This is a genomic window from Euzebyella saccharophila, from assembly GCF_014855495.1.
GTDB classification, from domain to species: domain Bacteria; phylum Bacteroidota; class Bacteroidia; order Flavobacteriales; family Flavobacteriaceae; genus Euzebyella; species Euzebyella saccharophila.
This window is the reverse complement of record NZ_JACYFJ010000002.1, coordinates 1-14,730: the sequence shown is the minus strand read 5'-3', so window position 1 is coordinate 14,730 and position 14,730 is coordinate 1. Positions and strand designations below refer to the sequence as shown.

The 14,730-nt window shown below is 40.5% G+C and carries 13 protein-coding genes; 5 read left to right on the top strand and 8 right to left on the bottom strand.

Annotated elements, in window-relative coordinates:
* Positions 1-12 precede the first annotated feature (12 nt).
* The 3 genes from IL355_RS06460 to ribB all read left to right on the top strand — a co-directional run bounded on the left by IL355_RS06460 (position 13) and on the right by ribB (position 3,324).
* Positions 13-663: a LolA family protein gene (locus IL355_RS06460; protein ID WP_192461371.1), complete on the top strand. Its 651-nt coding sequence runs from the start codon at positions 13-15 to the stop codon at positions 661-663.
* Between the two features lie 79 nt (positions 664-742).
* Positions 743-2,185 carry an LptF/LptG family permease gene (locus tag IL355_RS06455; protein ID WP_380081231.1) on the top strand — a complete coding sequence of 481 codons (1,443 nt, stop codon included), beginning with the start codon at positions 743-745 and terminating at the stop codon, positions 2,183-2,185.
* Complete coding sequence (gene ribB, locus IL355_RS06450) at positions 2,182-3,324, top strand: 3,4-dihydroxy-2-butanone-4-phosphate synthase (RefSeq protein WP_192461369.1); 1,143 nt, start codon at positions 2,182-2,184, stop codon at positions 3,322-3,324. The genes IL355_RS06455 and ribB overlap by 4 nt, the downstream gene beginning before the upstream one ends.
* A 72-nt stretch (positions 3,325-3,396) precedes the next feature.
* Here ribB and IL355_RS06445 read toward each other — a convergent pair whose 3' ends face one another.
* From IL355_RS06445 to IL355_RS06420, 6 genes are all read right to left on the bottom strand, one after another.
* Positions 3,397-4,182 (bottom strand): 3-keto-disaccharide hydrolase, encoded by a 786-nt coding sequence (locus IL355_RS06445; protein ID WP_192461368.1) that lies wholly within the window; start codon positions 4,180-4,182, stop codon positions 3,397-3,399.
* 82 nt (positions 4,183-4,264) lie between these two features.
* Positions 4,265-5,458: a DegT/DnrJ/EryC1/StrS family aminotransferase gene (locus IL355_RS06440; protein WP_192461367.1), complete on the bottom strand. Its 1,194-nt coding sequence runs from the start codon at positions 5,456-5,458 to the stop codon at positions 4,265-4,267.
* Between the two features lie 24 nt (positions 5,459-5,482).
* Entirely contained in the window at positions 5,483-6,118 is a 636-nt protein-coding gene (locus IL355_RS06435; protein ID WP_192461366.1) for an NAD(P)H-dependent oxidoreductase, read from the bottom strand.
* A 215-nt stretch (positions 6,119-6,333) separates the two neighbouring features.
* Positions 6,334-6,975: a response regulator transcription factor gene (locus IL355_RS06430; RefSeq protein ID WP_192461365.1), complete on the bottom strand. Its 642-nt coding sequence runs from the start codon at positions 6,973-6,975 to the stop codon at positions 6,334-6,336.
* A gap of 701 nt (positions 6,976-7,676) precedes the next feature.
* The gene (locus IL355_RS06425; protein ID WP_192461364.1) at positions 7,677-9,590 is read right to left on the bottom strand and encodes a PorP/SprF family type IX secretion system membrane protein; all 1,914 of its coding nucleotides are present in this window, start codon (positions 9,588-9,590) and stop codon (positions 7,677-7,679) included.
* Between the two features lie 118 nt (positions 9,591-9,708).
* Positions 9,709-10,974 (bottom strand): TolB family protein, encoded by a 1,266-nt coding sequence (locus tag IL355_RS06420; protein ID WP_192461363.1) that lies wholly within the window; start codon positions 10,972-10,974, stop codon positions 9,709-9,711.
* A 249-nt stretch (positions 10,975-11,223) separates the two neighbouring features.
* Between IL355_RS06420 and IL355_RS06415 the strand changes: the two genes are divergently transcribed.
* Positions 11,224-12,345 carry a glycerate kinase gene (locus tag IL355_RS06415; RefSeq protein WP_192461362.1) on the top strand — a complete coding sequence of 374 codons (1,122 nt, stop codon included), beginning with the start codon at positions 11,224-11,226 and terminating at the stop codon, positions 12,343-12,345.
* An 80-nt stretch (positions 12,346-12,425) separates the two neighbouring features.
* Here the strand turns inward: IL355_RS06415 and IL355_RS06410 are convergent, their stop codons facing one another.
* On the bottom strand, positions 12,426-13,181 hold the full coding sequence (locus IL355_RS06410; RefSeq protein ID WP_225621144.1) for a tyrosine-type recombinase/integrase: 756 nt from the start codon (positions 13,179-13,181) through the stop codon (positions 12,426-12,428).
* Positions 13,182-13,493 carry a hypothetical protein gene (locus IL355_RS19185; RefSeq protein ID WP_225621143.1) on the bottom strand — a complete coding sequence of 104 codons (312 nt, stop codon included), beginning with the start codon at positions 13,491-13,493 and terminating at the stop codon, positions 13,182-13,184.
* Between the two features lie 417 nt (positions 13,494-13,910).
* Here IL355_RS19185 and IL355_RS06405 point away from each other — a divergent pair, with 417 nt between their 5' ends.
* Positions 13,911-14,582 carry a hypothetical protein gene (locus IL355_RS06405; RefSeq protein WP_192461361.1) on the top strand — a complete coding sequence of 224 codons (672 nt, stop codon included), beginning with the start codon at positions 13,911-13,913 and terminating at the stop codon, positions 14,580-14,582.
* Positions 14,583-14,730 lie beyond the last annotated feature (148 nt).

The window sequence follows — 14,730 nt, the reverse complement described above, 5'->3', positions numbered from 1 at the left end:
AAGCATTTTAAAATGAAAAGATTTTTACTCGCATTAACACTTATAATAGGCATCAATACCATAACTGTACACGCACAGAACTCACAAAAGGCAAAGGCTCTTTTAGAAGATGTATACAACAAAGTTAAGGGCTATGATAACATTGAAGTCGACTTTAAGTATGTTCTCAATAACTCCGAAGCAGGAATCAACCAAGAAACCAGGGGGAATGTAACCTTGGAAGGAGAAAAATACATTGGCAACTTTTTTGGTGCTACCCAACTTTACGATGGGTCTAAAGTTTATACCATTGTTCCCGAGAATGAGGAGGTGACCATTGAAGATAAGTCAGACGATGCCAATGCCCTTACTCCTGCCAAGATGCTCACCTTTTACAGGGATGGCCATAATTACGAAATGGACATACTACAAAATGTAAACGGTAGAAAAATCCAGTTTATCAAGTTAACCCCTATTGATTCCAATTCTGAGATAAAGGATATTTTATTGGGTGTAGATGCCGAGACAAAACATATCTATAAGGTTATTGAGAACGGGAAAAACGGCACGACCACTACAATTACAGTTAATACTTTCAAAACAAATCAGCCTTTGTCAAAAACCTTGTTTACTTTTGACGAAGCCAAGTACGAAAACGACGGCTACTACATTATAAGAAACTAAGCCAGCTGCATTGAAACTTCTAGACCGATATATTCTATCGCGATTTCTTTATAATTTCTTGAGCTCGTTTGTGATTTTGATGTTCATCTTCATCTTCCAAACGATTTGGCTTTTTATTGATGATTTTGCAGGGAAGGGTCTGGATATCATGATCATTGGGAAGTTCTTTTTCTATATGATGCCCAGTCTTACGGAAAAGGTACTGCCATTGACCGTCTTACTAGCTTCCATTCTCACCTTTGGGACCTTTGCGGAAAATTATGAATTCGCTGCTATGAAGGCTTCGGGCATATCCTTACAAAGGGCCATGCTCAGCCTTATTATTTTTATGGTGTTTTTGGGTGGGGTCACGTTTTATTTTGCCAACAATGTAATTCCCGCATCGGAACAAAAAATCTATAATATGCGTCGCAATATTGCCAAGGTAAAACCTGCGGCCGCCATTGAAAAAGGGGTTTTTAGTGATTTTGAGGGAATGAGCATCAAGGTTGATGATAAATATGGCGAAAAAGACCGCTTTCTAAAGAACGTTATCATCCATCAAAAAACAGCTACCAACGTCAATAGTACGGTCATCAAAGCAAAAACCGGGGAATTGATCAGTAGTGAGGATTCGGAACTCATACAATTGGTTTTGAAAGACGGCCATTACTACCGGGATGTTATTGATAAAAACAGTGATTCCAAACGTAAGTATCCTTTTGCCAAATCAAAATTTGATATTTACCGAATGAACATTGAGGTTCCTGAAATGGAACAAGATTTGGAAGAAGAGAACGTTTCCAACAGGGAGAAAATGAAAAATGTTTCCCGATTGTTAAAGGATATGGATTCCCTTGAGCAGGATAACAAACGGATCGTTACCGCATTTTCCAAAAATATAGTCAATAGAATGGGCGCTTTTAGTAAAATACCCAGAATTGATTCTGCGGTAGTGAAAAAAGTGCAGCAACGTACCAGGGACACCGCCAAAACACTGGAATTGACAAATTCTTCCACTACAACCGACACTGTTCCCGAGGAGTTCTCTGGAGACATTATGGACCTTTTTAAGGAATACCAGCAGGGACAAATAATCAATGCCGCAAAAAATTCGGTTTCCAACATCATGACCTCCATAGACGGTAAGAAAATTGAGATGGATAAACGCTATGAAATTCATAGAAGGCATATTTTTTCCTTGCATGATAAGTACGCCTTGGCGCTATCCTGTATCATTCTATTTTTTGTAGGAGCTCCCTTGGGGGCCATTATAAGAAAAGGAGGAATTGGTCTGCCCATGGTAGTGGCCATCCTGTTGTTTTTAGTGTATTATTTCTTAGGGGTGTTTGCAGAGAACTACTCTTACAAAGGAAATATCCACCCTATTTTAGGGGCATGGCTTTCTTCTATGATAATGTTACCTTTGGGCATCTATCTAACCCAACGCGCCACTGCAGATAGAGGCATGATGAGTTTTGGAGGCGGTTTTGACCGAATCAAAAAATTATTTAAGAAAAAGAATAAAGACGAAGAACAATGATGACCGATACGGACAACCAATTAAAGTTGCACACCATTGAGGAGGCCATTGAGGATATAAGGAACGGGAAGGTCATTATTGTTGTGGATGACGAAAACCGTGAGAATGAAGGCGATTTTTTGGCGGCTGCCGAATTGGCCACCCCAGAAACCGTCAATTTTATGGCAACCCATGGCAAAGGCCTTATATGCGCGCCATTGACCGAAGGCCGTTGTAAAGAATTAGGCCTTCACATGATGGTCACCAATAATACGGACCCCATGGAAACTGCATTTACCGTTTCCGTGGATTTACGTGGTAAGGGAGTGACCACGGGTATATCTGCGTCCGATCGTTCCAAAACGGTCTGTTCTTTGGTAGACCCTGAAACCAAACCCCATGATTTGGCCAGACCTGGGCATATATTTCCTCTGATTGCAAAGGAAGGTGGTGTATTAAGACGAACCGGACATACCGAAGCTGCTATTGATTTTGCGCGCCTTGCCGGATTGCAACCTGCCGGTATCATCGTGGAAATTATGAATGAGGATGGTTCCATGGCCAGACTGCCCCAGTTATTTGAGGTAGCCAAAAAGTTCGGTTTAAAAATTGTCTCCATAGAAGATTTGATTGCCTACCGAATGGAGCATGACAGTCTTATTTCAAAAAAGGAGGATTTTAATCTTACTACCCGTTTTGGTGAGTTTAGGTTGCGAGCATACCAACAGACCACCAACAATCATGTGCATTTAGCGTTGACCAAAGGTACTTGGTCCAAAGAAGACAAGGTGCTTACCCGCATTAACTCCACTATGGTGAACAATGATATCTTGGGAACCTTGACCAATAACATAGATGCCAAACTTGAGGATATGTTCAAGGCTATTGAAAAAGAAGGTAAAGGGGCTATTGTCTTTATTAATCAGAACCCGGAATCCCTTAATCTATTGGGCCGCTTGGCAGAACTTAAGGAATTACAGAAAAAAGGAGTTTATAAAGCTCCCAAAGTGGAAATGGATGCCAAGGACTTTGGTATTGGAGCCCAGATTCTTCATGACTTGGGAATTGTAAAATTAAAGGTACTTTCCAATTCTCCGGAAACCAAGCGTGTGGGAATTGTGGGTTACGGTCTTGAAATTGTAGAATATATTTCCTACTGATTAGGGTAACTTATAATCATAAAAAAACGGCAAGCTCTCACTTGCCGTTTATTATTTTTTGTTTTGAAACCCTTATAGTTTTCGCAACCAAATATTTTTAAACTGTGTTTTATTCCCGTGATCTTGTAGGGAAATAACATCATCCCCATGTGCTTCCGGGTAGTTGTGCAAACCTATATAAAAGGTAGTTCCGTTAATATCCACATTGTTTTGAACCAACACGCCATTGTGCAATACGGTGATGGTAGCTTTTGTATCAATGGTCCCATCCTCCTTAAAACGGGGAGCCCTATAAATAACATCGTAGGTGTTCCATTCTAGCGGACTTCTCATGGCATTTACCAATGGTGCATGGTCTTTGTAAATACTACCGGCCTGTCCGTTTCTATAGGTACGGTTGTTATAGGAATCCAATACTTGTAGCTCATATCTATTTTGTAGAAATACACCGCTATTCCCCCTTCCTTGACTTTCAGATTCTACCTTGTCCGGCGCACTGAACTCCACATGTAGCTGGCAGTCCCCAAACTTCATTTTGGTACTGATTCCGCCAGAACCCGGTACCACTTCCATATGGTCATTGTTAACAATTTTCCAAGGGGCAGGTTTGCTCGGGTCCTTTTGGCTCACCCAGTGGTCTAGATTGCTGCCATCAAATAGGATAATGGCATCTGAAGGTGCGTCTCCCAATTGTTTTCCAGGCGTTACCACTTTAACCTCCGGTTCCCAAATTTCGGTCATTTCGGGTTTCATGGGCATTGGCGATTCTTTTGGTGGAACACTGGAATAATCCTGCGCCTGCATTTGTAACCCTAAGCCTAAGGCCATCAATAAAATAGGAGATTTTATAGATTTCATTTTTTTCATTGTGTTTATATGGATACTCATTTAAGTCTCTAAATATACTTAATTAAATTTAGTGCTTTCCTTAAAATACATACTAGACCAAGGCCGAAAGTACTTCTACCATGGTTTTCGCGCGCTTTTTAACTTCATCATTGGACCAACCCAATTTAATCAAGCAAGAAATATTCCTGCCCACCCATTGGTCTGAAAGTGAAAAATCTGCTTTAGTATAATCCGGAAGTAGTTCAAGCACGTCAAAAGGCAATTTGGACAATGACTTCTTATGGGTTAAATGCTCCCATTTACGATAATAGTGCCAATTGTTATGGTACCAGTAAAAACAGGCGTCTACACCAGCCTCACTTAAAGCTTTATGGGCATTTTCGGCCTTTAATTGATCCGGCATAAAGAAACTTAAAAAAGCATAGCTTTCCTCCCCTCCTGTTGGCACTTTTCTAAACACTATTTCCGGAATTTCAGAAAGCGCATTCCTGAGAATGGTGTAGTTCTTTTTCTGAATATCCAAAAATTCATCCAATCGGATTAATTGAGCCAGCCCCACGGCCGCGTGCATTTCCGAAATTCTATAATTATACCCCATAAACGGGTGAGCTTCCGCTCCCCTATCGCTTCCTATATGGTCGTGACCATGATCGGAATAATGGTCCGCATTCTTTTTAAACTCTTCATTATCGGTAATTACGGCCCCACCTTCCCCACAGGTAATGGTCTTTACATAATCAAAAGAAAAGCAACCCAAATCTCCATAACTGCCTAAAGGCTTTCCTTCAAAACTTCCACCAATAGCTTGGCAGGCATCCTCCAACAACAGAAGGGAATGTTTGTCACAAATATCCTTAAGAGCCCTTAAATTGGCCATTGACCCGCACATATGTACCGGCATTACCACCTTGGTCCTCCTGGTTATTGCCTTTTCTACCGAGGCGGGATGTAAGGTTAAGGTATCATCCACATCTACTAAAATAGGAATGGCCCCCAAGGCCAAAATAGATTCAAAACTGGCCACAAAAGTAAACGTGGGCATAATGACCTCATCTCCTGCACCTATACCTGCACTGGCCAAGGCAACAGTCAAAGCTGCGGTACCACTACTTACCACCTGGGCGTGCTTACTGCCCATTTTTTTGGCCAAGGCCCCTTCAAGCTCCAAGGCTTTATAATGACCGTTTCTCATGGCATCAAAACCGTAGCGCATAAGCACTCCAGATTGCAAAACGTCTTCTACTTGGGCCCGTTCTGCCTGCCCAAAAAGTTCAAATCCCGGCATGTATTCTAGTAAAGTTTAAAATGATTAGTTGATATCTACCACACTATCTGTGAGTTCCTTACGCACTTTTTTGAAGTTGGAGAAAATATCGTCCTTAGATCGATAACCCACCGGAAGTACCAAAACCGGTTGAAGCCCCTTATCCGCTAATTGAAGGGTTTGTTCATATGCTTCCGGGCGAAAACCTTCCATAGGGCAACTATCAATTTTTTCCATTGCACATACCGCCAAAAGATTTCCTAAGGCCAAATACGCTTGATTTTTGGCCCACTGCATAATTTCTACCACTTCCTTTTTTGAAAAATCGTTTACCAAGGCCTCCCGAAAAGGATTCAATATTTTATCTTCCGTACCCCTGACCTTTTTCACTTGGTCAAAATACTTTTGAATATATTTTTCGTCTATTTCATTATGGGTACAGATAACCAAAAGGTGTGAGGCCTGGGCCACCTGTTTTTGCCCGTAGGAATGGCCCACCAATTGCTCTTGAATTTCCTTGTTCTTGATTACCAATAACGTTATAGGCTGCAGTCCGTACGAAGTAGCCGTTAAATTAAACGCCTTTTTCAATCTCAACACCTTCTCTTCTGGCAATAATCTGTTGGCATCAAACTTTTTAACCGCATAACGCCACTCCAAATCCTTTATACTATCTGTCATATTCATTTCTACTAACCCAGTATATGCAACTGATGAAAAACCTTTAAATTATTTCAAAAATAGCCATATTAATTGGTAACACCTTCCCTTATTGCTTTCTCTCTTTGCAGTTATTTCAGGATAGTCTTAAAAAAGAAAAGGGACCGTTGTTATAACGATCCCTTTGCAGGAGTAATGGCACTCGCAAAAAAGAGTACACCAAATCATATTGTATACTAAATCAAGGCCCGGGAGAATTCCATTTCCTGAAGTTTTCTAAGTGCTTCGGATTTTGAATTCACATTTAGCTTGAGATAGATATTCTGTATGTGAAAATTAACCGCGCTGGCGGTTACGAACAGTTTTTCTGCAATAGTTTTGTAGGTAGCCCCTTGGCTCAAGTATTCTACCACCTGGTTTTCCCTTTCGGAAAAAAGGCTATAGGATTTACCTTGAAACTTAGAAATGATCTGACTCACAATATCATTGCTCATAGTTGACCCATTGCTTTTAATGGAATCCAACGCATTGTAAAGGGTACGTTCATTCACCGGTTTGGATAAATAGCCGTTTGCAGATTTTTTAAAGGCTTTCTTTACCATGTCAAAATCCTTGATGGTACTCAACATGATAATCTTCACATCTTGGTCTTTCTTTCTCAAAAGCTGAATGCCCTCAATGCCGGAGACATCGGGCAATTCAACTTCAGAAAAAATAATGTCTGGCCTTGCCTCATCGTAATTGTCCAAAGCTTCCTTGACGGTACGATAAATACCCATAAGGGAATACTCTAAAAACGATTCGAAATAATTTTGGTAGGCTTCGTGGTAATTTACATCGTCATCTATAACAATGATCCTTGATAAATTGGCAAACATGGTAGTGGGGTTTTAAGTAAGTATAAATTGCTGATTTACAAATACTTACTTTGGTTTAACTTATTAAATTAAAGTCAACAAGCCCCCTTGCCCAGTGTACGCTAATTAAAAATTAGGCGTATGTAGGTCTTTCTCCGTAGATGGTTATTTCTAGAAGCGACAATTAGCGACACTGTTTCAAAGATGGGATTTATGGTAGGTAACCTAGAATCCTTTCCTTAAAATGGCAACTGAAATAAAGGCTTGTGATGTGTTTACACCAAAAATGTTAGGTTAACACTTTGGCTTCAACTGCAAATTTTCATCTCTCAAGAAAGGAGAGGTTCTGTACTAAGCTTTAGGTTCTTGTTTGTACTTTTTGCTTGGTAATGCTTTTGGTAGTACTTCATGGTAAATGGGATTTGGGGGTTCATAAATAGGTTAATTCGATTTGGTTTATCAAACATAGTAATTTTTAAAACCGAGGCAGATTTAGAAGCGGCGTTTTCGTTCAATTACACCAGTGACCTCCTAAAAATTGTCATTCATCGGAATAAATTAACCACTTATCGAAGCCCGTTTACCTGTTAAAAATGCCCGTTCACCTAAGAAAATACTTTTTGAAAAGTTAAAAAACAAAAAAACAGCGGAGCCTCCCCCGCTGTTTTTGCCTAATTTTCTACCAAAAAAATCAGGTCCCACTAACCATAAGTTAATATTGTTTAGTCTACATAACTGTTAAGAACGATTGCCGACTGGTCATCTACCTGCATGATCCATTTTTCATCTTGGTATTTACCGTTCATATTAGATATGTAAGCTGTTTTTGCGTCTTCTTTAAAATTGTAGTCTGCCAAGTACACGTAGTACAATCCGTTTTCCTTGTTATAGAATTGGCCGGCCTTGAGTCCTTTTTTCTCCAAATCTGCCATAAAGGCGTTCATATATTTTTTATTGCTGTATACATTGGCTATCACGTAGTAACCGGAATTAACCCCTACAATATCTGCCTGGTTCAATACCCTTATTGGTAAGTCCGCTTCTTTTACAGCTACTTTTTGAGCCTCTGTAGCGGTCACCGGCTTAGCTTGGGCCGAAGCCACACGCTGTTGTCTCTGTCTTTCCATTGCCTCCTGTCTTTGATCAAAGTAAGCGTCTACAGATTTGTGTATTTCGTTCTCTACCACGGCACTCTCCATCATATCATTGGAAGCTGCCACTACATTGGTTTCTTTTGCTTGTTGGGTTTTTACAGCTTGCTTTTCTGTTACCTGCTGTTCAATAACCGGTTCTTTCACTGCATTGGAAGCAAAAGCCGTGTTGTATTTGGCCATTTTCTTCTTCTCTTCCTCAAGACCGGGGCTGGTATCCCTTGATTGACGGATTTCTTGCTTCAATACATTTACTATACTCTCCAGGCGGGCCTGAAAGGCGGCATCCCGTGCAGCTTCAATAGAGTCCTGTCTCAAAATCATTTCATCCAATATCAATCTATTTTCATACGCCAAGGAGTTAGGGTCGTCCATTTTTGTTAGGGCATCCTGAGCCTGTTCGTTAAAATCTTTTCTATAGTTGTTCTTGTTCTTTTCATTTTCGGCCGTAAGCCTCATGATCTGTTCCTCGTAGTTTCTTACAATTCGGTCTATTTGGGCATCATTGGAGGCATCTACCAAACTGTTGATGTTATCGCCCCTATCCTCAAAGTTATAGGCCAAGGACACTTCGTGGTTCCATCCTAAATCTGCATCGTCCTGATTTAAATCCTTTTCAAGAAGGTATCCCAAAGACATTCTTTTACTTAGGTTAAAGCCCAATCCTGCACTTACCCCATAGGTATCATCGTAATTTGCCTGAAACCATCCAAAGGTGGGCATATCCAATAAAACAGATCCTACATAATCCAAACTACCATCTACGTTCTGCCCTATTTGAACCAATGGCATTAACCTAGCATCTTCAAAGAACCCCCTGCTAGCCATAAAATGATGGCTATACTGTAGGGAAGCCCTAACACTTTTTGAATTTAAGTTGGTTACAAATTCATTTGTGGTCTGGTTGTATTTCAATAAATCCGTGGCATAAAGTCCAAAGTCAAAGTTTCCTAAAGAAAGGGTCATCCCTGGTTGAACGGCCACTTTGCTTTCTTTTTGCGACTCTAAAATCTTATTATCGTTCTCTACGGCTACAATTCTATTACGGTCCAACCCTTCATTATAATAGGTTACGTTGGTACCAAAAGCCAGCTGGTTCTTTTCTCCCAATTTAACGGCGGTGGCGTAGTTGGCATTGAAACCAAACTCCTGGACCACACCGGACCATTGGCTGTACACGCTAATACCTACAGCGGTATTGTTGTTCATACGGCTACTAAAGCCCAAGAAATAATTTTGATCGTTGTCTTCAAACGTAGCATACTGGTTTCTGTGCAGTATGTTGATGTAAGATTTGTTCTCCCTTACTAATGAAAAGGTAGGGTTGATCAAAAAGCGGTTATAGAACAGTTGGTTGTGGTACGTACTTTTAGAGTTTATCTGCGTAGGAGCTGTTTCCTGTGCCTGTCCCATTTGTGTTGAAAACAGACCGCAGAACAGTAAAAGTAGTGCCCATCTTTTGGTAGTGTTGCTATTGTAGCTCATGGTAGTGATATTTGGGATTAACTGGTTGGCCCTTGAAGGCCGGAAAATGGTCTATAGCTTTTTTAGGTAGGCCGAAGGCGGTAACCGAACGGCCTACACTATTTAACCATTTTATTTCTTACTCATCTTCAAAAAGGGATGAAGTATAACGTATCTGTGATTCTGAATTTAAAGCTTCCATGAGGTTGTCCCCATACTTTTCATCGGTGAGGTCTTGGGTTTCATCGGCATAGGTAAAAGCGATTCTTTCCACGTTGTTCTTACCTTTTCCTCTGTTGCTCATAACGTAGGCCTTTCCGTTCTGACTGGTAAATGCCAGGGCAAAATCATCATCCATACTGTTGATGTCGCTACCAAGGTTTACGGCCAAATCTACTTGTTGCTTGCCCACTTGGGTCATGTATACATCCAATCCGCCATAGCCACGTCTTCCTGCCGAAGCAAAGAACAGGGTTCTGTTGCCTACAACCTTAGGATACACATCATTTTCCTTGGTATTTACTTTACGACCTAAGTTTTTGGCAGTACCTAGGCTTCCATCGCCATTAATATCGGATACATAGATATCATACGCTCCAAAACTTCCGGGCATGTTACTGGCAAAGAACAACCTCTTACCGTCTGCGGAAATAGCAGGGTGTTTGGCAGAAGCATGTTTAGGTGCGGCAGCAATCTCCTGTACATTGGTCCACTTACCGTTTACCTTTTCTGCACGGTAGATTTTATGCACCTGTTCCTTTTTGGAGAATATACCGGTACCCGGTTTTTGCTTAACGGTCATACTAAAGTAGGCCGCATTGCCATCTGGAGTTACTGCAACGGGAAGTTTGTAAGGGTGTTCCTTATCAAAATCATCACCTATTATAGGTTTAAGGCCTCTTTCTGCCTCGTCCTGGTCACTGACCACAAAGGAGCCATTGCTACTTTGAAAGTCCAGTTCCCTATATTTCTCCGTTACGGGACGGTCTAAAAAACTGGCCACGGAGTTCTTTTTTATTTGATAGTCGCTAGCAACTTCTGCAAGCCAATCATTCTGCTCCGTGGTACCGGCATCTGCGGTGGCACCGCTCATTTTAAGCGCATAATGATAACGCTTTTGGTAGCTTTTGCTCATGGGAGCCCCTTTTTTGGACTCCTTTAATTTTTGATACCAAAAGGAAGCAGCAGCGTAATTTTCATTTAAGAAGTTGGCGTTACCAAGATCTTCAAAAATTTCTTGGTCCTTAAAGCCTTGTTCCTTTAAAATCCTGTAATGTTCCATCTTTCTTTCCACTTGATGGTCTGCCACAGTATTAGATTTGGTAGTGTACTGTGCTGTAGCGGTACTACAGTAACAAGCGATCAAACATGCAAAAAACATGTTAGAGGTTAGCGAATTTTTCATAACTAATTCGATTAGGGGTTTATATCTGATGACAAAGTTCCCTAAAAGCACTCTACCTCTACTTAATAAAAATTCATAGGTTTCCCTTAAATTTCCCTTAAATTATGTTAAAATTGGTATTTCAACGCATAATTTTGACATTTAAACCAAGAAATTTGACCTAAATACCTATGAAGAACTGTTAGTATTATCTCCTTCCAAATAGGATTTCCTTTTATTATTATTTAACTCAACCAAACAAACATACCCATGAAATTTGTAATTGCCCCTGATAAATTTAAAGGGTCCCTAACGGGATTTGAATTCTGTAATGCCGTAGAAAACGGAATTAGACAGGTCATACCATCGGCAGAAATCATAAAAATGCCCTTGGCCGATGGAGGCGATGGAACCATAGATGTGGTACAACATTATATAAAGGGAGAAAAAACGATGGTGCGGGTACAAGATCCTTTGCAACGACCTATAGATGCTCCCTACCTCTACTCCCGCGAAAGCCGAATTGCCTATATTGAAATGGCCGAAGCCTCCGGACTTTGGCTTTTATCTCCCAATGAACGCAACTGTATGCACACCACTACCTTTGGTACAGGCCAATTAATTGCCCATGCCCTAGAACTGGGAGCACAAGAACTTATTCTGGGTATTGGTGGCAGTGCTACCAATGACGGCGGTATGGGGATGGCCATGGCCTTGGGGTACCGTTTTTTGGATGTAAAAGGGAAAGAGCTGGAACCCATTGGCGCCAACCTTATACATGTGCATACTATAGAGGAGGACCAAAAAGCCAAGGAATTGGAGAAAGTAAGCGTAAAAATAGCCTGCGATGTGAGCAATCCGTTCTATGGGCCAAACGGGGCCGCTTATATATATGGTGCACAAAAAGGAGCTTCCGCAGCAGAAATTGAACTTTTGGACCAAGGATTACGAAATTTTGCCCATGTCATTGAGCGTACCTTTAACACCCCAATTCATGAGGTTGCCGGTGCCGGTGCCGCCGGGGGCATTGGTGGTGGGGCCCTGGTATTCTTAAATGCAAGTATGGCCAGCGGAATTGACCTAATAAAGGAACTGGCAGACTTTGACAACGCCATTAAAGGAGCGGATTGGATTCTTACGGGTGAAGGACAGTTAGATGGCCAAACCCTATCCGGTAAGACAATTGATGGTGTTATGAAAGCCGCCAAGGCTGTAAAAATTCCCGTAGCGGCATTTTGCGGTTCTTTGGCCATAGACAGAGAACTACAAGAAGCATTGGGAATTACCTATGCTACCTCCATTATCAAAGGTATCGTAAATTTAGAAGAGGCCATGGAAGAAAGTTTCATTAATTTGGAATTTGCCGCTTACAATTTTGCTCAATTACTTTAGTACCTTGCTATCCTTTTCCCTGAGGAAACTTTATTGAGGAGTGGTTCTATATGTATACCTATATATAAGGACCAATTTACCTATAAAGAATCTAGGGGACTGGGTACTTTTGAGAGGCTTCTAGGAGTTACTTTGGTATAGACTTGGGTGGTTAGGACACTGTTATGCCCCAATAGTTCCTGAATGAACCTCATATCTGCCCCTGCTTCCAAAAGATGAGTGGCATAACTATGGCGAAGACCGTGCACTCCAATTCGTTTGTTGATCTGGGCCTTTTTCATGGCATTTTTAAATATGTGCTGCACGCTGGCTATGGCATAGGGTCCGCCATACTGCCCTTCCAATAGAAATTCCTTTGGGCGGTATTGAATATAGTATTTTCTTAGTTTGGCTATCAAGGTTTGCGGTAAAGGAACATAACGGTCCTTTTTGCCCTTGGCCCCACTAATATGCACTACCATTCTTTTGCTATCAATATCGGTCAATTTTAGACCTACCACTTCTGAGACGCGCAACCCCATGCCATACGAAAGTTGAAGTGCTACGGAATGTTTTAGGTTGGTAGTGACCTCCAATAGGCGTTTTACCTCTTCTTTGCTCAACATCTTTGGCAGGGTCTGTGGCTTTTTAGGGCGGGGAATATCAAAAAACATCTTGGGCCTATGCAATACTTGCTCAAAGTAAAATTTGATGGCGTTGATCTTACCGTTCATTTTTCGTTCCTTGAGACCTTCGTTTTTTAAACAGTATAGAAAATAGTCCTTTAGACGTTTTGGCGTGAGGTCATCTATGGAATACGTACCCAACAATATTAATAGATGCTTAAGCTCTGCCAATTAGGTTCTCACCGTATGCGGACTATAGCCTTTGAGCATAAGCTGTTCTTGCATGGACACATAAGCTTGTTGATTGGTTTTATGAATTTGGATGAGGTGTGTATGTATGGCCGGCTTCTGATCCAATTGTAATTCTCGCCGCACGGCCGGCAAATCTGGTAAGTACCATGATTTTTTAGATTGGCTCCACTTTGCAGAGGGAAATCTTTTTCTTAGCTGCTGCTGCAGTATTTTATTATATTTAAACTTTACAAGTATGACTTTTTTGTTGCGATGCGAGTCTGGCAGGAAGTTGTACTGAGCGAAATTCATCTTTGGTAATTTGTATATCAATTTACAACAATTATTTATGTGATATACGTTTTACCGAAGTTTAATTTTTATAAACTATTAAAAATAAGGCATGTAGGTATTTTGGAGTTCCATATATTTATGTGGATGATGCACAATTCACCTAAAGGTGAACCCAAATCGCTACATTGTCGCTCCGCTCCAATTCCCGCACTTTGGGATTTGTGCATCATCGCAGGGCTATGTCAGATTGCAAAGGCCGTAGGATGAGGGACCATCGATTTTATCACCTTTAGGCGCCATCGATGATAACTGTGCATATCAACCGCTATATGCAATCTGGTGTGCTCCTTTGTATTTTTCTTTTTTACGTACCTTTCGGTACGACAAATAAAAATCCAAACGCACGACTACACATAGCCCTGCGTTACCCACAATATGAAAAAAACACTATTACTGATATTGACAATTTGCACAATCGGAATACTAAAAGCAGATACAGCTCTCACTGCTCAATATCCTGATAAAATTAAATTCAAAGGAAAAGAATACAATTTAAATTCAAATCCACTCGAACCTTATTTTGAAAAATATCCTGATAAAAGACCAAAAGGTGGAATTATGTCGACAGCTTTGTGGCGTGGATATGTCGCCCATTTTGAGATTATTGATGAACAACTATTTGTGATCGACATTGAAATTGAAGTACCGGATAAAGATTCGGAAAAAAGTTACCCGTACAAATGGGTTTCTGCTTTTAAGCAAGTTTTTCCAGATGGAAAAAAGGTCAAAATCGAATGGTATACTGGAATTCTGATTCTACCTCACGGAAAAATGGTTGAGTATGTTCATATGGGATATGCTTCGACTTATAGCAAATATTGGCTACTCGAAATTGAAAATGGAGATTTTAACGAAGCAAGGAAATTCAAAAACAAAGAATTTGTTCGATTTAAAAAGCGCCAATTTGAGGAATTTCAAAAAACGGAGGAATACAAAAATTTATATGCTGATTTAAGGGAAAATGACCAGTATGGAGATGAAAGTTTTATAAAATCGTTTATTGCTGATTTTGTAATTAACTATACATCCAAATTTTTAACCGATTAAAATACTGTGGGTAACAATGTATCCTATGAAAAGCCCTAGTCCAGTTCTCTAAAGTTACTATTTAATTTTTTAATTACTTCATATTGTTGATTTTGGGGTGTTGAATCGTTGATAATTCCGATAGGATTATCAATCATTCAATACCAAT

What these genes read in the sequence shown, in the direction of transcription:
- IL355_RS06460 (WP_192461371.1), top strand. Translation starts at nt 13, where the DNA reads ATGAAAAGATTTTTACTCGCATTAACACTTATAATAGGCATCAATACC.
- IL355_RS06455 (WP_380081231.1), top strand. Translation starts at nt 743, where the DNA reads ATGTTCATCTTCATCTTCCAAACGATTTGGCTTTTTATTGATGATTTT.
- ribB (WP_192461369.1), top strand. Translation starts at nt 2,182, where the DNA reads ATGATGACCGATACGGACAACCAATTAAAGTTGCACACCATTGAGGAG.
- IL355_RS06445 (WP_192461368.1), bottom strand. Translation starts at nt 4,182, where the DNA reads ATGAAATCTATAAAATCTCCTATTTTATTGATGGCCTTAGGCTTAGGG.
- IL355_RS06440 (WP_192461367.1), bottom strand. Translation starts at nt 5,458, where the DNA reads ATGCCGGGATTTGAACTTTTTGGGCAGGCAGAACGGGCCCAAGTAGAA.
- IL355_RS06435 (WP_192461366.1), bottom strand. Translation starts at nt 6,118, where the DNA reads ATGACAGATAGTATAAAGGATTTGGAGTGGCGTTATGCGGTTAAAAAG.
- IL355_RS06430 (WP_192461365.1), bottom strand. Translation starts at nt 6,975, where the DNA reads ATGTTTGCCAATTTATCAAGGATCATTGTTATAGATGACGATGTAAAT.
- IL355_RS06425 (WP_192461364.1), bottom strand. Translation starts at nt 9,590, where the DNA reads ATGAGCTACAATAGCAACACTACCAAAAGATGGGCACTACTTTTACTG.
- IL355_RS06420 (WP_192461363.1), bottom strand. Translation starts at nt 10,974, where the DNA reads ATGAAAAATTCGCTAACCTCTAACATGTTTTTTGCATGTTTGATCGCT.
- IL355_RS06415 (WP_192461362.1), top strand. Translation starts at nt 11,224, where the DNA reads ATGAAATTTGTAATTGCCCCTGATAAATTTAAAGGGTCCCTAACGGGA.
- IL355_RS19185 (WP_225621143.1), bottom strand. Translation starts at nt 13,493, where the DNA reads ATGAATTTCGCTCAGTACAACTTCCTGCCAGACTCGCATCGCAACAAA.
- IL355_RS06405 (WP_192461361.1), top strand. Translation starts at nt 13,911, where the DNA reads ATGAAAAAAACACTATTACTGATATTGACAATTTGCACAATCGGAATA.